This is a genomic window from Pseudomonas sp. CFII64 (assembly GCF_000416235.1).
Taxonomy (GTDB): domain Bacteria; phylum Pseudomonadota; class Gammaproteobacteria; order Pseudomonadales; family Pseudomonadaceae; genus Aquipseudomonas.
The window spans coordinates 21,227-44,196 of the sequence record NZ_ATLO01000009.1 but is presented as its reverse complement, the minus strand read 5'-3'; the positions used below and the strand labels follow the sequence as shown (position 1 = coordinate 44,196).

23 protein-coding genes are annotated in these 22,970 nt (G+C 60.1%); 12 read left to right on the top strand and 11 right to left on the bottom strand.

Annotated elements, in window-relative coordinates; genetic code table 11:
- Window positions 1-311 precede the first annotated feature (311 nt).
- The 6 genes from CFII64_RS04725 to CFII64_RS04700 all read right to left on the bottom strand — a co-directional run bounded on the left by CFII64_RS04725 (window position 312) and on the right by CFII64_RS04700 (window position 6,037).
- Window positions 312-1,028: a helix-turn-helix transcriptional regulator gene (locus CFII64_RS04725; protein ID WP_044901167.1), complete on the bottom strand. Its 717-nt coding sequence runs from the start codon at window positions 1,026-1,028 to the stop codon at window positions 312-314.
- Between the two features lie 425 nt (window positions 1,029-1,453).
- On the bottom strand, window positions 1,454-1,981 hold the full coding sequence (gene ppa, locus CFII64_RS04720) for an inorganic diphosphatase (RefSeq protein ID WP_020289622.1): 528 nt from the start codon (window positions 1,979-1,981) through the stop codon (window positions 1,454-1,456).
- Window positions 1,982-2,105: 124 nt separating this feature from the next.
- Window positions 2,106-2,918 carry a zinc-dependent peptidase gene (locus tag CFII64_RS04715; protein ID WP_020289621.1) on the bottom strand — a complete coding sequence of 271 codons (813 nt, stop codon included), beginning with the start codon at window positions 2,916-2,918 and terminating at the stop codon, window positions 2,106-2,108.
- 3 nt (window positions 2,919-2,921) lie between these two features.
- Window positions 2,922-3,569 carry a DedA family protein gene (locus CFII64_RS04710; RefSeq protein ID WP_020289620.1) on the bottom strand — a complete coding sequence of 216 codons (648 nt, stop codon included), beginning with the start codon at window positions 3,567-3,569 and terminating at the stop codon, window positions 2,922-2,924.
- A 308-nt stretch (window positions 3,570-3,877) separates the two neighbouring features.
- Window positions 3,878-4,336, bottom strand: coding sequence for an N-acetyltransferase (locus tag CFII64_RS04705; RefSeq protein ID WP_020289619.1), 459 nt, complete (start codon window positions 4,334-4,336; stop codon window positions 3,878-3,880).
- Window positions 4,337-4,516: 180 nt separating this feature from the next.
- Window positions 4,517-6,037, bottom strand: coding sequence for an aldehyde dehydrogenase family protein (locus CFII64_RS04700; RefSeq protein WP_020289618.1), 1,521 nt, complete (start codon window positions 6,035-6,037; stop codon window positions 4,517-4,519).
- 314 nt (window positions 6,038-6,351) lie between these two features.
- On the opposite strand from CFII64_RS04700, the gene CFII64_RS04695 reads away from it, so the two are divergent.
- From CFII64_RS04695 to CFII64_RS04680, 4 genes are all read left to right on the top strand, one after another.
- On the top strand, window positions 6,352-8,262 hold the full coding sequence (locus CFII64_RS04695; RefSeq protein WP_020289617.1) for a sigma-54-dependent Fis family transcriptional regulator: 1,911 nt from the start codon (window positions 6,352-6,354) through the stop codon (window positions 8,260-8,262).
- Window positions 8,263-8,401: 139 nt separating this feature from the next.
- The gene (mpl, locus tag CFII64_RS04690) at window positions 8,402-9,751 is read left to right on the top strand and encodes a UDP-N-acetylmuramate:L-alanyl-gamma-D-glutamyl-meso-diaminopimelate ligase (RefSeq protein WP_020289616.1); all 1,350 of its coding nucleotides are present in this window, start codon (window positions 8,402-8,404) and stop codon (window positions 9,749-9,751) included.
- The gene (gene ubiX, locus CFII64_RS04685) at window positions 9,748-10,377 is read left to right on the top strand and encodes a flavin prenyltransferase UbiX (protein WP_020289615.1); all 630 of its coding nucleotides are present in this window, start codon (window positions 9,748-9,750) and stop codon (window positions 10,375-10,377) included. Before mpl ends, ubiX begins: the two co-directional genes overlap by 4 nt.
- The gene (locus CFII64_RS04680) at window positions 10,370-10,654 is read left to right on the top strand and encodes a YceK/YidQ family lipoprotein (protein ID WP_020289614.1); all 285 of its coding nucleotides are present in this window, start codon (window positions 10,370-10,372) and stop codon (window positions 10,652-10,654) included. The genes ubiX and CFII64_RS04680 overlap by 8 nt, the downstream gene beginning before the upstream one ends.
- A 38-nt stretch (window positions 10,655-10,692) precedes the next feature.
- Here CFII64_RS04680 and CFII64_RS04675 read toward each other — a convergent pair whose 3' ends face one another.
- The 3 genes from CFII64_RS04675 to CFII64_RS04665 all read right to left on the bottom strand — a co-directional run bounded on the left by CFII64_RS04675 (window position 10,693) and on the right by CFII64_RS04665 (window position 13,679).
- Window positions 10,693-11,334: an NAD(P)H-binding protein gene (locus CFII64_RS04675; RefSeq protein ID WP_020289613.1), complete on the bottom strand. Its 642-nt coding sequence runs from the start codon at window positions 11,332-11,334 to the stop codon at window positions 10,693-10,695.
- A gap of 26 nt (window positions 11,335-11,360) precedes the next feature.
- Complete coding sequence (locus CFII64_RS04670; protein ID WP_020289612.1) at window positions 11,361-13,085, bottom strand: C13 family peptidase; 1,725 nt, start codon at window positions 13,083-13,085, stop codon at window positions 11,361-11,363.
- 138 nt (window positions 13,086-13,223) lie between these two features.
- Complete coding sequence (locus tag CFII64_RS04665; RefSeq protein ID WP_020289611.1) at window positions 13,224-13,679, bottom strand: MaoC family dehydratase; 456 nt, start codon at window positions 13,677-13,679, stop codon at window positions 13,224-13,226.
- Between the two features lie 213 nt (window positions 13,680-13,892).
- On the opposite strand from CFII64_RS04665, the gene CFII64_RS04660 reads away from it, so the two are divergent.
- Genes CFII64_RS04660 through CFII64_RS04650 form a run of 3 tightly spaced genes read left to right on the top strand, consistent with a single transcriptional unit; the run spans window position 13,893 to window position 15,572 of the window.
- On the top strand, window positions 13,893-14,255 hold the full coding sequence (locus CFII64_RS04660) for a CidA/LrgA family protein (RefSeq protein ID WP_020289610.1): 363 nt from the start codon (window positions 13,893-13,895) through the stop codon (window positions 14,253-14,255).
- A gap of 2 nt (window positions 14,256-14,257) precedes the next feature.
- The gene (locus CFII64_RS04655; RefSeq protein ID WP_177325398.1) at window positions 14,258-14,968 is read left to right on the top strand and encodes an LrgB family protein; all 711 of its coding nucleotides are present in this window, start codon (window positions 14,258-14,260) and stop codon (window positions 14,966-14,968) included.
- Between the two features lie 13 nt (window positions 14,969-14,981).
- Window positions 14,982-15,572 (top strand): LON peptidase substrate-binding domain-containing protein, encoded by a 591-nt coding sequence (locus CFII64_RS04650; protein WP_020289608.1) that lies wholly within the window; start codon window positions 14,982-14,984, stop codon window positions 15,570-15,572.
- Window positions 15,573-15,590: 18 nt separating this feature from the next.
- On the opposite strand, the gene CFII64_RS04645 is transcribed toward CFII64_RS04650, so the two are convergent.
- Both CFII64_RS04645 and CFII64_RS04640 read right to left on the bottom strand, forming a co-directional pair.
- Complete coding sequence (locus CFII64_RS04645) at window positions 15,591-16,907, bottom strand: bifunctional DedA family/phosphatase PAP2 family protein (protein ID WP_020289607.1); 1,317 nt, start codon at window positions 16,905-16,907, stop codon at window positions 15,591-15,593.
- Window positions 16,908-16,910: 3 nt separating this feature from the next.
- A complete protein-coding gene (locus CFII64_RS04640) occupies window positions 16,911-17,582 on the bottom strand; it encodes a DNA-3-methyladenine glycosylase (RefSeq protein WP_020289606.1) in 672 nt (223 codons plus the stop codon).
- 534 nt (window positions 17,583-18,116) lie between these two features.
- Here CFII64_RS04640 and CFII64_RS04635 point away from each other — a divergent pair.
- The 5 genes from CFII64_RS04635 to mrdA all read left to right on the top strand — a co-directional run bounded on the left by CFII64_RS04635 (window position 18,117) and on the right by mrdA (window position 22,957).
- On the top strand, window positions 18,117-19,388 hold the full coding sequence (locus CFII64_RS04635) for a glutamate-5-semialdehyde dehydrogenase (protein WP_020289605.1): 1,272 nt from the start codon (window positions 18,117-18,119) through the stop codon (window positions 19,386-19,388).
- Between the two features lie 34 nt (window positions 19,389-19,422).
- Window positions 19,423-20,070 (top strand): nicotinate-nucleotide adenylyltransferase, encoded by a 648-nt coding sequence (gene nadD / locus CFII64_RS04630; protein ID WP_020289604.1) that lies wholly within the window; start codon window positions 19,423-19,425, stop codon window positions 20,068-20,070.
- A gap of 73 nt (window positions 20,071-20,143) precedes the next feature.
- On the top strand, window positions 20,144-20,566 hold the full coding sequence (gene rsfS / locus CFII64_RS04625) for a ribosome silencing factor (protein WP_020289603.1): 423 nt from the start codon (window positions 20,144-20,146) through the stop codon (window positions 20,564-20,566).
- A 9-nt stretch (window positions 20,567-20,575) separates the two neighbouring features.
- On the top strand, window positions 20,576-21,043 hold the full coding sequence (gene rlmH / locus CFII64_RS04620; protein ID WP_020289602.1) for a 23S rRNA (pseudouridine(1915)-N(3))-methyltransferase RlmH: 468 nt from the start codon (window positions 20,576-20,578) through the stop codon (window positions 21,041-21,043).
- Between the two features lie 12 nt (window positions 21,044-21,055).
- Entirely contained in the window at window positions 21,056-22,957 is a 1,902-nt protein-coding gene (gene mrdA / locus CFII64_RS04615; protein WP_020289601.1) for a penicillin-binding protein 2, read from the top strand.
- The last annotated feature ends 13 nt before the right edge of the window (window positions 22,958-22,970 follow it).

Genomic DNA, 22,970 nt, shown 5'->3' with positions numbered 1-22,970 from the left:
GGTTGAAACCCTTGATCTAGCAAGGCTGTCGCGATTTTCAATAGATGAGGGTGGCTTTCAAAAAGGCATTAAAAAGCCGGCTTGTGGCCGGCTTCTCAAGGACGAGCTTGGTTTGTTTTTGGCAAACCGCACTCGCCTTTAACAGTTGCGCTCAGCGGGTGGGCGCTAATAGGGAGTGGCTTCGCGGTTTCGCGTTGCCAAGCCTTCAGGCGGGGTGTGCCTTTGGGCTTGAAGATGGGCGCAGAGGATACTGATGTTCATCCCGGTTGCCCAGCATTGAAATGTCCTGTAACCCACTTCGAGCCCGCCGTTCAGCGGAAGGGCGGACCGTGGCGGCGGACGTTCAGGGTTGACCACCAGAAGATCCAGCCCAGGATGCGTATCTGTTGTTGCCCGATTTGTTCTGCCGTGAAGAGTTCGTCCGGGTATTCGCTGTGGTTGTGGCTGCGCAGGCGCAGGCCGCCGCCGGGTAGGCGGTAGAGGTATTTCACGCGCAGCATGCCGCTGTGTTCGAGGGCGTACATTTCGCCGTCGATGACGCGGGTCTGGGCGCGGTCGACGCCGATCAGGGAGCCGTCCTGGATCTTCTCGGCCATGCTGTTGCCGATCATGGCGATGCAGATGGCGTTGTCGGGGTGGATGTTCATGCTTTGCAGCACGTGCAGCGGCAGGCGAATTGTCTTTCCCGGGGCCTGGACAATGATCGTTTCCGATTCCTGTTCTTTCAATATCGGCAGTTCTATGTCCCCACGCGACAGGCTTCGTCCTGGGTGAAGCGTCAGCGGTGGATCGCCGCCGTTGTGTTCATTGGCGGGCTCACTCGGATGTTTGGAGCCTTCGCCCGTGCGTAGCCAGCGAGCGCTGACGGTCAGTAGTTCAGCCACCTCTTCCAGGCGCGCCATGGGGATGCCCCGTTTGAACCAGTTGTTCACATGTTGAGGCGTGACCTTCCGGTTGGCGGCGAAGTCCGTGGCAGAGAGATGGCACTCCCGCAAGAGGGCGCGTAGTCGATCACCTGATGTATTCATGGCGATGGATTTTACGTATCTCGTGAACTTGTTTAAATGAACGAAGCGTTCAAATGTGCAGTGTTTCCATTACGGACTGTATTGATCTGACTACAAAACAGGCCGGGCAATGTAGGCATATTCTGTAATTACCATGTTGCAGGTAAACAATGTTCCGGATATTTAGCACGGCGCTAAAGGATATGCCGTGATGTTTATTGTTTAATCGAAAAGCGTGCGGCGCTGATGGATGTTTATCTGAAAATTGATTGTTTCCACGGCGAGTCCAATGTCAGGCATCGGAAAGTCTGCTGCATCATTGAACAGGTAGGCTTTTGCCGTGAAGGAAGGCGGTTTGGTGCCAGGAGAGGAGGGCATTGCGAGGTTTTAAACGTTGCTCGCGGGATGTCTGTCGCCAGACACCCCGCAAACGCTGAAACGGGTTATCAGCCTTTGTAGGCGGCTACCGATTTCATGATCTCGGTACGGGCGGCTTCTGCGTCACCCCAACCTTCGATTTTGACCCACTTGCCTTTTTCGAGGTCTTTGTAGTTCTCGAAGAAGTGTTTGATTTGCTCAAGCAGCAATGCTGGCAGATCGGTGTATTCCTTCACGTCGACATACAGCTGAGACAGTTTGTCGTGTGGCACTGCGATAACTTTGGCATCGCCGCCGCCGTCATCGGTCATGTGCAGGATACCCACTGGGCGTGCGCGGATTACCGAGCCTGGGGAAACCGGATAAGGCGTCACAACCAGGACGTCGAGGGGATCGCCGTCGTCAGCCAGAGTGTTCGGAATGAAGCCGTAGTTGGCCGGGTAGAACATCGGCGTGGCCATGAAGCGGTCAACGAACAGGCAATCGGTTTCTTTGTCGATTTCGTATTTGATCGGCGCGTGGTTGGCCGGAATTTCGATCGCGACGTAGATGTCGTTCGGCAGGTCTTTACCAGCCGGAATCTTGCTGTAGCTCATTGGGCAGTGCCCCCTTTGATTGACCAGACGGCTTTGGCTGATTACGCCAAAAAGTGGGCCGGATTATAGGCATATTCTGTTGGTGATGCCATGCGTGGCCTTGCGCCTTTAGGCGTGTAGCCCTTTAGTGTTGAGTCTTGTACGAAGGTTCATCACGCTGCAGCGAAATCAGGCGGGCAAGCGGATCCTGGCGGTAGAACGCCTTGAGTTGTTCGTAGACTGCCGGGTAAGCCTCGCCCAGCAAATCCGGGGCGCTGAAGAAGTATTCACTGGTCACGGCGAAGAATTCGGCGGGATTTTCCGCTGCGTAAGGATCGATGGCGGGTTCCAGGTGCGGGTGGCGATCCAGCTGCCGATTGAGATCGTCATAGGCACTTTGCATGATGCTCGCCCAGTCGCTGACCCGCATGTCGCTGTGCAAGGGCGGCAAACCGTTGGCGTCGCCATTGAGCATGTCGAGTTTGTGCGCCAGCTCATGAATAACCAGATTGTAGGCATCCCAGTCGCCACTGGATAACACACCGGGCAATGCGAGGATCACCGGGCCTTGTTGCCAGGCTTCGCCGCTGTGTTCGCCGTCCCACTCGTGCTCGACGCCGCTTGCGTCGCGATGGCGTTGCGGGCTGCGGAAGTCGTCGGGGTAAATCACCAGTTCGTGGAAATTCTGATACCAGTTCAGATCGCCCAGATTGAGCAGCGGCAGTTGGGCTTGAGCGGCAAGGAACAGACGCTGTTCGTCGTTCAGCTCGACGCCGGGCAAGGTGGTGATGTGCTTGTCCTGGAGAAACAGCACGCTGTTCTCACGCAGCAGAATCTCCTGTTCAGCGCTCAGGCCGTCGAGAATCGGCAAGTGTTGTCGCACCCGCAGCCAAAGCTCGGGTGCGACCGGGTTTTTTGCCAGCGTGCGGCGGCGACGCCATTGGCTGAACGACCACATCGTCTAGCGGGCGTCGGCTGAGCGGGCCATGCGGCTGCGGACCACGCCCACAATCATCGGCAGCAGCGACAGCAGGATGATTGCCAGCACCAGCACAGACAGGTTTTTCTTGATAAAGGGCACGTTGCCGAAGAAATAACCGAGCGTGACCAGGCTGCCAACCCACAGCACCGAGCCCAGCACGCTGAAGCCCAGGAAGCGCGGGTAATGCATTTTGCCAACGCCGGCCACGAACGGGGCGAAGGTGCGGATGATCGGCAGAAAGCGTGCCAGCGTTACGGTCTTGCCGCCATGGCGCTCGTAGAACTCGTGGGTGCGCTCCAGATAGTCCCGGCGGAAGATCTTCGACTTCGGATTGCTGAACAGCCGTTCGCCAGCGGTGCGGCCGATGATGTAGTTGGTGCTGTCGCCGATTATCGCGGCGAACATCAGCAGCCCGCCCAGCAGAACCGGGTCCATACCACCACCGGCAGCCACCGCGCCGGCGATGAACAGCAGCGAGTCGCCGGGCAGGAAGGGCATGACCACCAGGCCGGTTTCGCAGAAAATCACCAGGAACAGGATCGCGTAAACCCAGGTGCCGTAGTGGGTGACCAGGAGGTCCAGATAGACATCCAGGTGAAGAATGAGGTCGAGCGGGTTGAAATCCATGTAAGGCGCCTGTGTAGCTGACCCACGGCCGGGTCACGTGCGGAAGAAACTGCTGAGGGTAATCAGGGCGCGATTATAGAGGGAGAAATGCGTGAGGGGGCGATGACCGACGTTCTGCCTGGAACGCGGCGCGTATTTGTGTGACTGGATTTGTCCAGGATGCCGTCATAGGCAGTCGGTAGGAGGGGACTTGTCCCCGAAGGCGTCAGATCAAGCAACGCTAAATGTTCGGGTTCTATCGTCGCATGGACCACCGCCTTCGGGGACAAGTCCCCTCCTGCCGGTTCCGCGTTTGACGTGCGATCGGCTCAATCCCCATTGATCGGCAGCACGTAGTTCTTGAATTCCTTGTCTTCGCGAAAGCCGATGGATTCGTAGACTTTCTGCGCGACTTCATTGTTGCTGCTGGTGGACACCCGCATGCGCACGGCCTGGGATTCCTTGGCCATTTTTTTCGCGCTTCTCATCAAATGGTCCGCGACCAGTTGGCGACGGGCGTCCTCGGCGACGTAGATGTCGTTGAGGATCCAGACACGTTTGAGGGACAGCGAGGAGTAGCTCGGATAAAGCTGGCAGAAGCCCAGCAGCTTGCTGTCATCGTCGTCCGGCAGCGCAAGATAGATCACTGACTCGTCACGGCGCAGGCGTTTTTCCAGGAAGCTGCGTGAAGATTCCGGGAAAGGATGTTCGCCGTAGAACTCGCGGTATTTGACGAACAATGGGCAGAGCAGGTCCAGATGTTCCAGCGTGGCTTTGATGATCCGCATGGTGGCCTCAACTTCACTTAGGGCAAATACCGGGACGGTGACGAACGGTTCGATCGGGTGTTGAGCCGATGCTGCCTAACGCCTTTAGAAAGCGCAATCTAATGATTTGAAGTAAAGCAGATGCTGCTCCAGAAACACCAATGGCCTCCGAAGAGGCCATTGGTGGTCAAGCCGCCGGGTTTAGAAGAAGCCCAACGGGTTGATGTCGTAGCTCACCAGCAGGTTTTTGGTCTGCTGGTAGTGCTCAAGCGCGACTTTGTGGGTTTCGCGGCCAACGCCGGACTTCTTGTAGCCACCGAACGCGGCGTGCGCCGGGTATAGGTGGTAGCAGTTGGTCCAGACGCGACCGGCTTTGATTGCGCGGCCGACGCGGTAGGCGCGGTTGATGTCGCGAGTCCACAGACCGGCACCCAGGCCGAACTCGGTATCGTTGGCGATGGCCAGGGCTTCGGCTTCGTCCTTGAAGGTCGTGACGCTGACCACCGGACCGAAGATTTCTTCCTGGAACACCCGCATTTTGTTGTTGCCTTTGAGCAAGGTCGGCTGGATGTAGTAACCCGTCGCCATGTCGCCTTCCAGTTTTTCGACCTTACCGCCCGTCAGCAGCTCGGCGCCTTCGCCCTGAGCGATTTCCAGGTAAGAAAGAATCTTGTCGAATTGCTGCTGCGAAGCCTGGGCGCCGACCATGGTTTCGGTGTCCAGCGGGTCGCCACGCTTGATCTTCAGCACCTTCTGCATCACGACTTCCATGAACTGCGGATAGATGGATTCCTGAATCAGTGCGCGGGATGGGCAGGTGCAGACTTCGCCCTGGTTGAAGAATGCCAGCACGATGCCTTCAGCGGCTTTGTCGATGAACTCAGGCTCGGCGCTCATGATGTCTTCGAAGAAGATGTTCGGCGATTTGCCGCCCAGTTCCACGGTGGACGGGATGATGTTGGCGGCCGCCAGACTCATGATGTGCGAGCCAACCGGCGTCGAACCGGTGAAGGCGATCTTGGCAATCCGTTTGCTGCTGGCCAGCGCTTCGCCAGCTTCGCGGCCGTAGCCTTGAACGACGTTCAGAACACCGGGCGGCAGCAGGTCGCCGATCAGTTCCATCAGCACGGTGATGCCCAGCGGCGTTTGTTCGGCGGGCTTGAGCACCACGCAGTTACCCGCAGCCAGGGCTGGCGCGAGTTTCCAGGCAGCCATCAGGATCGGGAAGTTCCACGGGATGATCTGACCGACCACGCCCAGCGGTTCATGGATGTGATACGCGACGGTGTTGCCGTCGATTTCTGCGGCGCTGCCTTCCTGGGCACGCAGTACGCCAGCGAAGTAGCGGAAGTGGTCAACGGCCAGCGGGATATCGGCGTTCAGGGTTTCGCGGACGGCCTTGCCGTTGTCCCAGGTTTCGGTAATGGCCAGGACTTCGAGGTTTTGCTCGATGCGGTCGGCGATTTTCAGCAGGGCCAGGGAGCGAGCCTGCACGGAGGTTGAGCCCCAGGCTTCGGATGCGGCATGCGCGGCATCCAGGGCTTTTTCGATGTCTTCGGCAGTGGAACGCGGGAATTCAGCAATCGGCTTGCCGGTGACCGGCGAAGTGTTGGTGAAATATTGACCCTTGACCGGGGCCACGAACTCGCCGCCGATGAAGTTACCGTAACGCTCCTTGAAGTTGACCAGAGCGCCTTCGGTACCGGGATGTGCGTAACGCATGGTGTTATCTCCTGATTCTTGTTGTTGGGGGAGCTGCGACGAAGCGGGGTGACAACGCGCGGTTGCACTTGTTAAAGCGTAGAGCAAAGGGCGGGCCACTGCGTGCAAAGCACTGATTTAGCGGCTTGTGCAAGGATGAACGGCAGGTGTTGGGATCGCGCTGTGCCACCCGTGGCGCAGGGGTGCGTGACACTTTGTGCCAGATTCGATACGTCCGGCTGACGTTGATGGCGACGCGATTGCAAAGGCTTACGCGCAGGAGGATGCTGGGCGGTAACTCCCATGAAAAATACAAAAGTGGAGAACAATAAAAAGTGCACAGCAATCATCTGACCCGGCACGCGCAACAAGTCCTGACGGTCGCCAAAGGCGAGGCGCAATTGCGCGGCCCTGGCAGCGATCCGTCCATCGTCCGTTCCTGGCTGCGTTGCCTGGACGATTACCATCTCGACCCCGCGCACGCCAACGCGCCGGTGGTGCTCGAACATGATCGCGTATTGGAAAGCCGCCAGCGTTTGCAGCAAGTGCTGAGCGTCGCCGGTCAGGAAATGAGCAGCCTGCATCAGCAGTTGGCGGACGGCCACGCCGTGCTGCTGACCGATGCGCGCGGCGTGATCCTCAACTGCGTCACCGCGCCTGCCGAGCGTACGGTTTTCGAGCGGGCCGGGTTGTGGCTGGGCGCTGACTGGAGCGAGGCGTGCGAAGGCACCAATGGCATCGGCACCTGTTTAGTAGAGCGCCAGCCGTTGACCATTCATCGCGACGAACATTTTCGTGGCCGTCATACCGGCCTGACGTGTTCGGCCAGTCCGGTTTTCGATCCTCATGGCGATTTGCTGGCTGTTCTCGACGTGTCCTCGGCGCGCGATGATGTGTCGCGGCAAAGCCAGTTCCACACCATGGCGCTGGTCAATCTGTCGGCGAAACTCATCGAGAGCAGCTATTTCCGGCATCACTTCGAAGATCAGTGGTTGCTGCGCTTTCACGTGCAATCCGAATCGGTCGGGCTGTTCAGCGAAGGGCTGCTGGCGTTCGATGGCGAAGGCCGCATCAGCGCCCTGAATCAAAGTGCCTTGAACCTGCTGGGCCTGGGTCGCAGTCAACTGCTGGGCCAGCCGGTGGAGATGTTTTTTGACTGTTCACTCAGTGAACTGTTGGGGCGCGCCAATCCTGAGGCACATACCCGTTGGCCGCTGCGCACTCGCGACGGCCGCGGATTCTTCGCCGCCTTGCGTGGGCAACTGCCCCGCACGGCAAAGGGCCCGACGGCACGGGTGGTCCAGCCCGCGACCCAAGCTCTCCCGCCCAGCGGCATTTGCCTGGGCGATGAGGCATTGCAGAACGATTTTCGCCGCGCGCTGCGGGTCTTCGAGCGCGACGTACCGTTGTTGATCAATGGCGAAACCGGCTCCGGGAAGGAAGCCTTCGCCAAGGCCGTGCATCAGGCCAGCCTGCGTTCGAGCAAGGCGTTCGTCGCGCTGAACTGCGCAGCAATCCCGGAAAGCCTCATCGAAAGCGAACTGTTCGGCTATCGCGGCGGCAGCTTTACCGGCGCGCGCAAGGAAGGCATGCGCGGCAAGCTGCAGCAGGCGGACGGCGGGACGTTGTTCCTCGATGAAATCGGCGACATGCCGCTGGCCCTGCAAACCCGTTTGCTGCGGGTGCTGGAAGATCGCCTGGTGGTGCCGATTGGCGGCGAACCTCAAGCGGTGGATGTACGAATTATCAGCGCGACCCACCGGAATTTGCTGGAGCGCGTTTCCGATGGCAGCTTTCGTGAGGATTTGTATTACCGGCTCAATGGGCTGGAAGTGGCGTTGCCGGCCTTGCGGGAGCGCAGCGACAAGTCGCAGTTGCTGGATTTCCTGCTGACTCAAGAGTCTGCCGGGCAGCGCCTGACCATAGACGGCGAAGCGCGTAAGGCGTTATTGGGTTTCGCCTGGCCGGGTAACGTCAGGCAGTTGCGCACGGTGTTGCGTACGCTGGCTGCGTTGTGTGAAGAGAACCGGATCGGTTTTGACGATCTTCCAGCGGCCATTCGTCTTGGCGCTGCGCCGGTCGTGGCGCTGTCAGTGGCTGAGCATCCGCTGGAAGACGCCGAGCGCAGCGCGTTGATCTCGACGCTTGAGTCCCACCGCTGGCACATGACCCACAGCGCCCGGCAGCTGGGGATCAGCCGTAATACGTTGTATCGAAAATTGCGCAAGCATGGGATTGCGCGGTGAACAACGCATGGCCATTGAATTGAAATGCTCGCTCCAACGGGACGCATTTCATTAATGGATCGGAATCTGCCCTTCACAAACACTAAGTGCCATTTCACCGCCCCTGAGCTAACCTGCGCGGATGTTTTAAGAGGTGGTCATGCATATTCATATCCTTGGTATTTGCGGCACTTTCATGGGTTCGCTGGCGGTGCTCGCCAAAGAGTTGGGCCATCGGGTCACCGGCTCCGACGCCAATGTCTATCCGCCGATGAGCACGCAATTGCAGGCTCAAGGCATCGAACTGACTCAGGGTTACGGCCCGGAGCAGCTCGACCCCGCACCTGATCTGGTGGTGATTGGCAACGCGCTGTCGCGGGGCAATCCGGCGGTCGAGTACGTGCTGAATAAAGGCCTGCCTTACGTGTCCGGCCCGCAATGGCTCGCCGATCACGTGCTGCAAGGTCGCTGGGTGCTGGCGGTTGCCGGCACGCATGGCAAAACCACCACCAGCAGCATGCTGGCCTGGGTGCTGGAGCACGCGGGCATGAGCCCTGGGTTCCTGATTGGCGGCGTACCGCAGAATTTCGCGGTGTCGGCCCGTCTGGGTGGCACGCCTTTTTTTGTGGTGGAAGCCGACGAATACGACAGCGCATTTTTCGACAAGCGTTCCAAGTTCGTGCATTACCGCCCGCGCACCGCGATCCTCAATAACCTTGAGTTCGATCATGCCGACATCTTTCCCGATCTGCCTGCCATCGAGCGGCAGTTCCATCACTTGGTGCGCACCATTCCAAGTGAAGGCCTGGTGATTCATCCCACCACTGAACCGGCGCTGACGCGGGTCATTCAGATGGGTTGCTGGACGCCGGTACAAACCACCGGTCAGAACGGCCAGTGGCAGGCGCGCTTGCTCAGCGAAGACGGTTCGCGCTTTGAAGTGCTTTTCGAAGGCCAGCTGCAAGGCGTGGTCGAGTGGGACATGACTGGCCAGCACAACGTGGCCAACGCCCTGGCAACCCTGGCCGCTGCGCGCCATGTTGGCGTCGTGCCAGCCATGGGCGTTGACGCCTTGAGCGCGTTCAAAAGCGTCAAGCGACGCATGGAGAAGGTCGCCGAAGTGCGCGGCATCACCATTTATGACGACTTCGCCCACCATCCGACCGCTATCGCCACCACCCTGGATGGCCTGCGCAAGAAAATTGGCGATGCGCCACTGATCGCGATCATCGAGCCACGCTCCAACTCCATGAAGCTCGGTGCCCATCGCGACGGCCTGCCGGAAAGCGTGCAGCAAGCCGATCAAGTGGTGTGGTATGCCCCGGCCAATCTGGGCTGGGATCTGGCCGGTACCGCCGCGCTGTGTGCGGTGCCCGCCGTGGTTTGCGATTCGCTGGAAGGGATTATTGCCCGGGTGAAAAGCCAGGCGCAGCCGGGCACGCACATCGTGATCATGAGCAACGGCGGCTTCGGCGGCCTGCACGGCAAGCTGGCCGAGGCGTTGCAATGAACGGCCCGGAACGCGTCACCGTGGCCATGACCGGTGCTTCGGGCGCGCAATATGGCCTGCGCCTGCTGGATTGTCTGGTGCGCGAAGATCGCGAAGTGCACTTCCTGATTTCCAAGGCCGCGCAGTTGGTCATGGCCACCGAGACTGATGTCTTGCTGCCGCCCAAACCGAGCATGATGCAGGCGTTCCTCACCGAGTACACCGGCGCGGCAGCCGGGCAGATTCGCGTGTATGGCAAGGAAGACTGGATGTCGCCCGTGGCCTCGGGCTCGGGCTCACCCGCTGCGATGGTCGTGGTGCCGTGCTCGACCGGGACTTTGTCGGCGATTGCCACCGGCGCCTGCAATAACCTGATCGAACGGGCTGCGGATGTAACCCTCAAGGAGCGTCGGCAGCTGATTCTGGTGCCCCGTGAAGCGCCGTTTTCCAGCATCCATCTGGAGAACATGCTCAAGCTGTCGAACCTGGGCGCGGTGATTCTTCCGGCATCGCCCGGCTTTTATCATCAGCCACAAACCATCGACGACTTGATTGACTTCGTGGTCGCCAGAATCCTCAACCTGCTGAATATCCCGCAAGACATGCTGCCGCGTTGGGGCGAGCATCACTTGAGCGCTGATGAATAAGCTGCTGCTGATTGCGCTGGCGCTGGCGCTGACCGGTTGCGCCACCGCCCGCACGCTCAACGCCGCGCAGCCCGGCGCGCCGGTGGTGTACGCCGGGACGCGGCTGGATTTGTATGCGCTGCAGGGCGGTTGCTGCGCGATGGACCGTTTCGGTGCCGAGGCGCCGAGCTATCCGGGGCTCGATCTGCCCGGCAGCGCAGTGCTTGATACCCTGCTGCTGCCGTTGTCGCTGCTCACCGCGTTGGGAGTTGGGTTTCAGGCGACGGGTGGTTTGTAGGCTGTTGAACACCTGTTGGAGCGAGACGTGCGTTTGCACTACTTCCCCAACTTCCTCAACTCATCGGACTCCACGACTCGCTCGCCGGATTGTTCTTCCAGGGCTAGCCGCCACAGCGCTCGCGCCAGGCTGCAGGCCTCGATGGCGCCGTATTTGCCGGGGATCAGCTTGGCGATGGGCGCGGCGAGTTGTTCGGCCAGGCGCGTTTCATTGCGATTGCCCACCAGCAGCGAAGGGCGGGCGATGGTCAGTTGCGGCCAGTCCTGCGCCTTGAGCGCCAGCTCCATCTCACCCTTGGTGCGGGTGTAGAACACGCTGGAGCCTGGGTCCGCATTGATGGCGCTGATCACCAGCAAATGCCGCGCGCCCATTTCCCGGGCGCGTTTGCCGAAAGCCACCACCATGTCCAGATCAATGGCGCGAAATGCGTCCTGCGACCCGGCCTGTTTGATGGTGCTGCCCAGGCAACAGAAAGCGATATCAACCTGACCGCTTAACGTCGGCAGCAGGGTTGGCAATTCACCGACCGGGTTTTCCAGTCGCGGGTGCTCGGCCAAAGGTCGGCGGGTCGGGGCCAGCACGCGGGTGACCGTGGGTTCATTGAGCAGGCGATCCAGCAAGTGTTCGCCCGTGAGGCCGGTCGCACCGGCGAGCAGGATGTGTTGCGGCGTCAAGTACATAGCATTCTCCCTTGATAGACGACAGCTTAGTGGCTGCCGACGGTCTTCGCTTCCTTGCGAGTCGATACCGTATTGAGTGCACGTTCCGCCTGGCTCCTGCGCAGCAGGTTCCAATGCGCAATGACGCCTTTCGGCGCCCAGATCTGCGGTTCCGAGGCGTCGAAATTGTCGGCGATTTCTCGCTCGGCGACGATGTCTTTTGCAGCGTTGAAGGCTTGCTGCAGGTCGTCGGTGGCGACCAGCGCCTTGGCGAACAGCGCGTCGCCGAAATAAGTGAAGTCCGCTTCTTCCGAGCAGCCGAAGGACACCCGGTCTTCTCGGGATGCGGTGATCACCATCGTGCGCTCGTCTTTCAAGGCCGGAATGAAACCGCCGGAATAGCACGCCGAAATCACCACGACCTTGTCGCGGTTTTTCAAGGGCGCCATGACCGCTGCCAGCTCATCGGCGGGCAGATCCGCCAGTTCGATGCGCGGCTGATCCAGCACCAGTTCGTGATCCTGGGTGCCGTGACTGGTCAGGTAAATGAACAGCAGGTCTTCCGGCCCGCTGCGTTGCGCGAGGGTGCGCATGGCGCGGCTGATGTTTTCCCGGGTTGCCAATGGCCGATCAATCATGTGATCGCGATGGTTGACCAGGCTTATCTGCCCGTAAGCACCGAAGCGCGAGGCCAGCAGGTTGCTGACATAGTCGGCCTCACGCATGAACACACTTTGCTTGCCGTCGCCGCCCACCACCAAGCTGAACAGCTCTACAGCGGGTGTTGAAACGGGCACGGCGGCCAGGGCTTTTTCCAGCAGCGGGCCTTGAGCCAGCATGCCGACTTCCAGTGAATCCGGCAGCAGCTTGCCTTGAGCGTCCCGCACGCGCTGGCTGTTGACCCAGAAACCGCTCTGCACCGTGCCTTGCGCGGAGGTCAGAATGCCCTGGCCCTGATAAGTGTCATCGGCAAATTCGCCCACGTAAGTGCTGCCGTCGACCAGCCGCAGACGACCTTGCCCGGAGAATTTCCAGCCGCTGAATTCACCAACATAGTGGCTGCCATCGGCGCCGATCAGTTCACCTCGGCCGTTGAGCGCGCCGTCCTTGAACATCCCGACCCACACGTCGCCGTCGCTGTTTTCGTAGCGGCCATGACCGTTGAGTTGGTTATTGACGAAGCCGCCGACGTATTGATCGCCATCGGCGCTGTTGAAGCTGCCGATGCCTTGCAGCTGACCATTGACGAAGTTGCCGCTGAATTGGTTGCCGCTGGCGTCGCTGCGCTGGCCTTCGCCGTTGGGTTTGCCACGGGAGAACTGACCTTGATACTGGCTGCCATCATCGAGTTCGAGGCGACCCAGGCCGTCGTATTGGTCAGCCTTGAATGCGCCGCGATAGGTCAGGCCTTTTTCTTTGAGCGTGCCTTCGCCTTCGCGCCGACCCAGCTTGAAGCCGCCGACATAACTGCCGCCGCTGGTGGTCAGTGTGCCGTGTCCATCGAACAGGCCATTGGCGAAGCTACCTTTATAGACGTCGCCATTGCTCGCGTGCCATTCGCCCTGGCCATGCCACTGGCCATTCTGAAACTGCCCGGCGTACCAGCTGCCATTGGGGTAATCGATTCGTCCCTGGCCTTGCAGCAAGCCGTTGACCACATCGCCGCGATAGCGTCCGCCGTCGGGCAGGCGTGCGTCGGGAGGGGACAGCGGTTCGCCGTCACCGCAGGCAGCGATTAGGAGTGACAGAGCCAGTGGAACAAGCGCGCGCATGGAAGATCCCGAAAAATTTAAAGCCAGGCGAGTTTCGAATGTGCCCGAGCGGGCGCCATCGCACAGCCGGTGGGAGTATGCCGCAGCCAGGAAGAGAGACGAAACAGTCTGTAACGACTGTTTCGTGATTTAACAGTGTTACACGAAGCACATGGACAAGGGTTCAGCGACGAACGCCGGCTTCTCCTGGCCCTCGATCTCCAGTGTGGCCGTGGCTTTGAGCAGCCACTGCCCCGGTTTTTTTTCAGTCACCTCGGTCAGTTCAACTTTTAGACGAACGCGCGAGTTGACCTTCACCGGCTGGATGAAGCGCACGCTGTCCAGGCCGTAGTTGATTGCCATCTTCAAGCCTTCGGGCATCACCAGCAGGTTCTCCATCAGCTTGGGGATGAGCGACAACGACAGAAATCCGTGGGCGATGGTCCCGCCGAATGGTGTCTGGGCGGCTTTGACCGGGTCCACGTGAATGAACTGGAAATCACCTGTAGCTTCGGCGAACAGGTTGATGCGCTCCTGATCAATGGTCAGCCATTCGGAATATCCCAGCTCCTTGCCGACATAATTCTTGAGCTCGGTAACAGGTACAAACGGCATAGGCACTCTCCTTGTCTTCGTCGTTTTCTTTTTTGTATTACTGCTTTTTCATCTTTTTGCGTAGGATTTTGCCTTCGCAAGTGAAATCCAAGATCAGCAGAGGGTTGAGGATTGGTCAAGGGATGGTTCGCCAAGTGCGGCTTTGCGAATGCCGATCCATAGCCATCATGGCTGCGTGCCTATAATGTCGCCGCCGATTTGCTGGAGCTTTTTATGTTGTTACGGGGTTTGACCTGGCTGGTGCTGTTCCAATTGCTCGGCACTGCGCTCAATCATTTGTTTTTGTCGATACTGCCCGGGCCGATTATCGGGCTGGTGCTGATGCTGGTGTACCTCATGGTGCGCGGCGAGGTCAGTGAACCGATCAGCCTGGCGGCCAGCAGTCTGCTGCGCTATCTGCCGTTGCTGCTGGTGCCGCCTGCCGTGGGCGTGATGGTCTACGCCGCAGCGATTGCCGAGGATTTCTGGGCCATCGTTGGCTCGTTGGTGTTGTCGCTGTTGATCGCCCTGACGTTCGCCGGCTGGCTGATGCAAAAACTCATCGAGCGTCAGGCACGCCGCCGGGAGCCGACATGAGTCTGGACTGGCACGGCGCTGCGATGTCGGTGATTCATCATCCATTGTTCGGCATCGCCATTACCCTCGGCGCTTATCAGCTGGTGCTGGCCGGTTACGAGAAAACCCGCTGGGTGTTTTTGCAGCCGGTGCTGGTGTCGATGCTGGTGGTCATTGGCGTTTTGCTCAGTTGTGGCCTGAGCTACGCCGAATACCGCAAGAGCACGGAAATCCTCAGCATTCTGCTCGGGCCAGCGACCGTCGCGCTGGCGGTGCCGCTTTTTCTGAATTTGCGCAGGATTCGGCAGTTGCTGTGGCCGACTTTAACTACGCTGGTAGTGGGCGGCGTCTTCGCCACCGGGTTGTGCGTGCTGCTGGGCTGGCTGTTTGGCGCCGATCACATGATTCTGATGACCATGGCGCCCAAGTCGGTTACTTCACCCATCGCCATGCTGGTCGCCGAGCAGATTGGCGGTGTGGCGGCGCTGGCGGCGGTGTTCGTGTTGATTACTGGCGTGATCGGGGCAATATTCGGTCCCGGTCTGCTGACTCTGGCGGGTGTGAAAAGCCCCGCTGCCCGAGGCATGGCGCTGGGCCTTACGGCCCATGCGGTGGGTACTTCGGCGGCGTTGCAGGAAGGTGAGGAGTGCGGCGCGTTTGCTGCGCTGGCAATGAGTCTGATGGGTGTCGCGACGGCGTTGTTCTTGCCGCTCGCGGTGTCTTTGGTCGTTTAAAGGGTACTTTTGTATGACGTTGCCGCTTTTTCCACTCAATGCTGTGCTGTTTCCGGGGTGTGTGCTCGACCTGCAATTGTTCGAGGCGCGCTATCTGGACATGATCAGCCGCTGCATGAAACAAGGCGAAGGCTTTGGCGTGGTGTGCATCACCGAAGGTAAAGAGGTCGGCGATGCGCCAGCGGGCTATTCGCTGATCGGCTGCGAGGCCTTGGTGCGCGATTTTCAGCAGCAGGACAATGGCCTGCTGGGTATTCGCGTGGAGGGCGGGCGGCGTTTTCGCGTACTCAGCACCGAGACCCAGCGCGACCAGTTGCTGATCGCCCAGGTGCAATGGCTGGACGAACCGCAAGAGCGGCCATTGCAGGAAGAAGATGCCGACCTGGTCGCCTTGCTCGCCGCCCTGGCCGAGCATCCGATGGTTGCCGCGTTGAACATGGGCCTGATCGCCAATGGCCAGCAATCGCTGGCCAATCAGTTGGCGTATCTGCTGCCGTTCACTGAGGAAGACAAGATCGAGCTGCTGGAAATCGACGACGCGGAAGAGCGTCTCGACGCGATCCAGGATCTGCTCGATGAAATGCAGGGCGATTTGCAGGCCTGAGCTGCCAGCCTGCGTGAATCAATACTGATAGCGCAGGATCGCATGGGGCAGCGAATGCAAGGCAAAGGCGCTGAACAACGCGACCAGTGCCGGCAGGATCAGCCACCAGACCCGCACCGGCAAGGCATTCAACGACGTGTCACGCTGGACGAAGGCCAGGCTGGCGGCGCACACGCAGAACGCCAGCATCATCCCGGCCAGGACGTCTGTCGGCCAATGCACGCCCAGATACACCCGTGACATGGCAATCGACAGCGCCGGGATGCCGCCCAGCAGCAGCCAGGTCAGGCGCAAACGCACCGGTTGCCCGCGGCCGGCCAGCACCGCCAGCGTCATGAACAAGCCGAACGCGGCCGAACTGTGGCCACTGGGCATGCTGTAAGTGGTGAGCGGTTCTAGCAGCACTTCCGGGCGGGCGCGGGCGAAAATGTATTTCATGCTGCCGTTGACGATGGCGCAACCCAAGGTGGTCGCCCCGGCAAATAGCGCATGACGCCATTGCTTGGTGATCAGCAGCAGGGCCAGCAACAGGGCTGCGGCGAAAAACTGCGTGCGGAAATCGCCCAGCCCGGTCACCACGATCACAAAGTCATCGGCTGCGGCACTGCGATGTTCCTGTACCAGCGTCATGATGCCGTTATCGAACTGCGTCAGGTACGGCCAGCCCAGAAACAGGCCGCCCAACATGATCCCGGCGACCAGCGCAATGACCTTGGTCGCGTAACGCTTGGCGCGCAGACTGCTTTGCACTGCCACGGCGAGCAGCACGGCCATGCCGCCACCGACCACAGCTGCCTGCGGCCAGAAACCTTCCGGCAACGGCAGACGAACCGCCGCACCGGCGGCCCAGCCCGGCAGCAGATAAACAATCGACCATCCCGCCGCCGCGACAACACTGACTGCGGCGAAGCGCGGGAACGGCATGTCGAACATGCCGGCCACCATCGGCAACATGGGCCTCAGCGGTCCAATGAAACGCCCGACCAGCAAGCTGGCAATGCCGTAGCGCTGAAAGTAAGTCTCGGCACCGCCAATCCATTCGGGATGATGGCGCAGGCCCGGCAAGCGGCGGATGTTCTGGTGAAACCTTCGGCCCACGAAATAGGAAATCGCATCGCCGAGTAGTCCGCCGACAAACCCCAGCAGCAAGACTTTACCCAACGGCAGCACGCCGCTGCCCGCCAAAGCGGCGACGGCAAACAGCAAAACCGTGCCGGGCACGATGATCCCGGCGATGGCCAGACACTCGATAAATGCCACCACGAAAATGGCCACGCTCAGCCACGAAGGGTTTGCCGCCAGCCAACCGGTGATGCTATCGAGCCATGGCCCCATGGGTCAGTTTCCTTGATCGATTAGAAAGTAGTCGCGGCCTTCGACCTGGCCGCGCCGCAGCGGGTTCCGTGTACAGAAACGCGCGTATTGGGCATCGACGAAGCGGTACAGCAGGTGTTCGTCACGGCCGGTCGGGATGCCCAGGCGCGTGGTTTGAATAATCTGACGCGGGTTCTGGTTTACGTCTTCCACCAGCAATTGCTCGGGATCGAAGCGTTTGGCGTCCCACATCGGCACTTTCAGGCCCAGCGCCTTGCACAGCAGCGTCTGGCCTGCACACAGCCGCTCGGGTGGGCGGATCGCACCGCTGGCGTCCGGGTTGTTCAGTTGCATTTGCGCCAGACTGTTGGCGTCCGATACGGCGTCGACCCACGGGAAGGCGGATTTGATCAGCACCGCATTGCCCGGGCCCTCGGCACTGAAGTTCAGCGAGTCGCCGCCCCGGGCGTAATACATATAGATGTGGCCGCCGTCGAGAAACAGCGCTTTGCGCTTCTCGGTGTAACCCAGGGACGCGTGACTGCCTTTTTCGGCGCAGTAATACGCTTCGGTCTCGATAATCCGCGCCGCCAGCCAGAGCTCGCCCACCTTGTGACGAATGACCTTGCCCAGCAGCGCGCGGGCCAGCACTTGTGCATCGCGATGGAAAAAACTGTCGGGAAGGGCGTCAGGCATGGGGATACATGAAGTGGCGGCGGGTGGGCCGTGATGATAGCAACCTCAATCTTAATTGGAGCTGAATAGTGCAGAGTTAGATACCTTCCGGCCCCGTTGGGGCGGGCGGGCGGCGTTCCCACGTGCCCGCGAATCTGGCGCCTCGGTACACCAGACCTGCCTCGTTATCGTTCTTCGCGGGCAAGCCTCGCTCCAACCGACACTGAACGCATGCTCGCGAAGAACGAGCGCCTAGCGATCGTAGGACCGGCTTCAGCCGGGAGGGCGCAAGGTCTGACGACGCAACTGTTGTGAATGTACCTGACGCCTCCCGGCTGAAGCCGGTCCTACGGGATATGAACAATTACGCCGTATATCCGGCCCACCGAGGCGCTTGATTCGCGGGCAAGCCTCCAACAGAGCAATCCGCCCACAAAACGATCCCTCGAAGCCCGTTTTCGCACTGTTCTCGACCATCCGCCTGTCACTGCTGTCGTTAGCGGCGCTTGACAGCTATAATCGGCCGCTTTCCTCTATGCCAAGACCTCTGAGACCATGACTGAGTCTGTTCTTGACTACATGACCCGCCTGGGTCAAGCCGCCCGCGAAGCTTCGCGAGTGATCGGCCGTGCCAGCACTGCGCAGAAAAACCGCGCGCTATTGGCCACCGCCGCTGCTCTGGATGAAGCTCGCGCTCAATTGTCTGCTGCCAATGACATGGACCTGGCCGCCGGCCGCGCCAATGGTCTTGAGCCGGCAATGCTCGAACGTTTGGCCCTGACCCCCGCACGGATCGACAGCATGATCGTCGGGTTGCGTCAGGTAGCGAACCTTCCAGACCCGATTGGCGCAATCCGCGACATGAGCTTTCGCCCGTCCGGTATTCAGGTCGGCAAGATGCGCGTGCCGCTGGGCGTGGTCGGGATCATCTATGAGTCGCGGCCCAACGTGACCATTGATGCCGCGAGCCTGTGCCTGAAGTCTGGCAATGCGACCATCCTGCGCGGTGGGTCCGAGGCGATTCACTCCAACAAGGCGATTGCTGCCTGCATCCAGCGCGGCCTGGCCGAAGCCGACTTGCCGGCTGCCGTCGTTCAGGTCGTGGAAACCACTGACCGCGCCGCCGTCGGTGCGTTGATCACCATGCCCGAGTTCGTCGACGTCATTGTTCCGCGTGGCGGCAAAGGTTTGATCGAGCGCGTCAGCCGTGATGCGCGGGTGCCGGTCATCAAGCATCTGGACGGCATCTGCCACGTCTATGTCAGTGCTCACGCCGATCTGCCCAAAGCCCAGCGTATTGCGTTCAACGCCAAAACTTATCGTTACGGGATATGTGGCGCGATGGAAACCCTGCTGGTGGATCAAACCATCGCCGCCGAGTTTCTGCCGCAAATGGCTGCCCAGTTCCGGGAAAAAGGCGTTGAACTGCGCGGTTGCGAGCGTACCCGCGAGTTGATCGAGGCGAACGTTGCGACCGAAGAAGACTGGAATACCGAGTATCTGGCGCCGATTCTGTCGATCCGCATCGTCACCGGGCTGGATCAGGCCATCGAACACATCAATCACTATGGCTCGCATCACAGCGATGCCATCGTCTCCGATCATCAGGGGCAAGTGCGGCGCTTCATGGCCGAAGTCGACTCCAGTTCGGTGATGGTCAACGCGCCAACCAGCTTCGCCGATGGCTTCGAATACGGATTGGGTGCCGAGATCGGCATTTCTACTGATAAGCTGCACGCCCGCGGTCCGGTCGGTCTCGAAGGCCTGACCTGCGAGAAGTACATCGTGATCGGTGATGGCCAGCTGCGTGGACAGGAGCCAGCCTGACTTGAGCGAGCCTGAACGGCACGCCGCTGCGCTTATGCCCAAACGCATCGGGATTCTGGGTGGCACCTTTGACCCGGTGCATATCGGCCATCTGCGCGGTGCGCTGGAAGTCGCCGCGTTGCTTGAACTGGATGAGTTACGCCTGACGCCCAGCGCCCGGCCACCCCATCGTGATACGCCGAGTGTCTCGGCGCAGGATCGTCTGGCGATGGTCGAATGCGCAGTTGTCGGCGTGCCGCCTTTGACGGTGGATGACCGTGAACTGAAGCGGGACAAGCCGTCCTACACCATTGATACACTGGAATCGACGCGGGCCGAACTGGCCGCGCAGGACCAGTTATTCCTGTTGCTGGGTTGGGATGCCTTTTGTGGGCTACCGACCTGGCATCGTTGGGATGAACTGTTGGAGCACTGCCATATTGTGGTGCTGCAGCGCCCGGACGCGGACAGCGAATCGCCGGATGCCATGCGCAATCTGCTGGCGGCACGCGCAGTCAGTGATCCAAAGGCCCTGAAAGGGCCGGGCGGGCAAATTACATTCGTCTGGCAGACACCGTTATCCGTGTCTGCCACCCAGATCCGCCAACTGCTGGCCAGCGGGAAGTCGGTACGTTATCTGGTGCCAGACGCGGTACTGGCCTATATCGAAGCGCACGGGCTGTACCATGCGCCGAAAAACTGAGGGAACGCCCCACAACTGCTTTGATCGATAAGCGTTTTGGCGTTTCCACACATACGAGCAAATTGAGTTTTTTATGACAAAGCAAAAAATGAGCAGTGAAGAAGTCGTCCAGATTGCTATCGCAGCACTGGAAGACGTCAAAGGCACCGACATTCAAACCATCGATGTGCGCGACAAAACCAGCATCGCCGACTACATGCTGATCTGCACCGGTACTTCCAACCGTCAACTGAACGCATTGGTCGATAGCGTGCGCGACAAGGTCAAGGCTGCCGGCCTGAAATCCTTGAGCGAAGAAGGCAAGGGCGACAGTGACTGGGTGCTGCTGGACCTGGGTGACGTCATCGTTCACGTGATGACCGCCAACGCCCGTCAGTTCTATGACCTTGAGCGTCTGTGGCAGGGTGCGGAGCAAAGCCGTGCGGCGGATGCCAAGCACCACAGCCCTGAAGTCGGCCATGAGCATTTCAACAAGCTCAACAAAGACCAGCAGTAAGAGGTCGTTGTGCGTCTGCGTCTGATCGCGGTCGGTTCGCGCATGCCCAAATGGGTGGAAGAGGGTTGGCACGAGTATGCCAAGCGTCTGCCATCCGAATTGGCGCTCGATCTGGTGGAAATCCCGCTCAATACCCGTGGCAAGAATGCCGACGTGGCTCGCTTCATCCGTCAGGAAGGCGAGGCCATGCTGGCCAAGGTGCAGCCGGGCGAGCGGATCGTGACCCTCGAAGTCCAGGGCAAGCCGTGGAGCACCGAGCAACTGGCGGTGGAACTCGATCGCTGGCGGCTCGACGCGCGCACGGTGAACCTGATGGTAGGTGGCCCCGAAGGCCTGGCGCCGGAAGTCTGTGCGCGCAGTGAGCAGCGTTGGTCGTTATCGCCGCTGACGCTGCCGCATCCGCTCGTGCGTATCCTGATTGGCGAGCAGATCTACCGCGCCTGGACAGTTCTGTCCGGGCACCCTTATCACAAATAGCACTGCGCCCTAATGTCTCAGCCGATCCGCCTAAAAGACCATGAGAAAGACGCACGTCTGGTGCGCGGCCGGGTCGTGGTCGGCGCTGTGGCTGTCGTTGTGCTGATTTGCGTGTTGGTGGCGCGGCTGTATTTCCTGCAGGTCATCCAGTACGAATATCACTCGACCCTGTCGGAAAACAATCGGGTTCATGTCCAGCCGATCCCACCCAGCCGGGGCTTGATCTTTGACCGCAATGGCGTGGTGGTGGCCGATAACCGGCCCAGCTTCAGCCTGAGCATGACCCGCGAGCGTTCCGGTGACTGGTCCCAGGTGCTCGATACCATCATCGAAGTGCTGGAGCTGACGCCGGACGACCGTTCCATCTTCGAAAAACGCATGAAGCAAGGACGCCGGCCGTTCGAGCCAGTGCCGATTCTGTTCGAACTCACCGAAGAACAAATTGCCAGAGTGGCCGTCAACCAGTTCCGCCTGCCAGGCGTTGAAGTGGTGGCGCAGCTGGTGCGGCATTATCCGGAAGGTCCGCATTTTGCGCACTCGGTGGGCTACATGGGGCGGATCAACGAGAAAGAGCTGAAGAGCCTCGATCCAGTGGCCTACAGCGGCACCCATCACATTGGCAAGACCGGCATCGAGCGTTTCTACGAACCCGAGCTGCACGGTCAGGTCGGTTACGAAGAAGTCGAAACCAACGCCCGAGGTCGCGTGTTGCGTGTTCTTAAACGGACCGATCCGGTGCCGGGCAAGGACATCGTGCTCAGCCTCGACATCAAACTGCAGCAAGCCGCAGAAGCGGCGCTGGGCGGGCGGCGCGGCGCAATCGTTGCGCTTGACCCGGCTACTGGCGAAGTCCTGGCGATGGTCAGTGCGCCGAGTTTCGACCCGAACCTGTTCGTGACCGGCATCAGCTTCAAGGCCTACGCCGAGCTGCGCGATTCGATTGATCGACCGCTGTTCAACCGGATTCTGCGCGGCTTGTATCCGCCGGGATCGACCATCAAGCCCGCCGTGGCTATTGCCGGGCTGGACTCCGGCGTGGTGACCGCTTCGTCGCGGGTCTTCGACCCCGGCTTTTATCAGCTGCCCAATTACGATCACAAATACCGCAACTGGAACCGCACCGGCGATGGTTGGGTCGATCTGGACACCGCGATCATGCGCTCCAATGACACCTACTTTTACGATCTGGCGCACAAGATCGGCATCGACCGGCTGGCTACCTATATGAACAAGTTCGGCATCGGCCAGAAAGTGTCGCTGGACATGTTCGAAGAATCTCCTGGCCTGATGCCATCCCGGGACTGGAAGCGCGCGACCCGCCGCCAGGCCTGGTTCCCTGGCGAGACCTTGATCCTCGGGATCGGTCAGGGCTACATGCAGGCCACGCCGTTGCAACTGGCCCAGGCCACTGCGCTGGTGGCCAACAAGGGCAAATGGAATCGGCCGCATCTGGCCAAATCTATCGAAGGCCAGCCGCCTGTCGATGACAACCCGATGCCGGACATTGTGCTGCGCGATCCGTCGGATTGGGCCAAGGTCAACCATGGCATGCAGCAGGTCATGCACGGCGCGCGGGGTACGGCGCGCAAGGCGGCAATTGGTGCGCAGTACCGGATCGCCGGGAAAAGCGGCACCGCGCAGGTCGTGGCGATCAAGCAAGGCGAAAAATATGACCGTTCCAAGGTTCAGGAGCGCCATCGTGACCACGCCTTGTTCGTAGGCTTCGCGCCAGCCGACAACCCGAAGATCGTGGTTGCGGTCATGGTCGAGAACGGCGAGTCGGGCTCCGGCGTCGCAGCTCCTGTGGTTCGTCAGGTGATGGACGCCTGGCTGCTCAATCCCGACGGCACACTCAAGCCCGAGTACGCCGGAATCTTACCCGTGGAGACTGCGGCCAGTGCCCGTGAAGAGTAATTTCGACCGCATC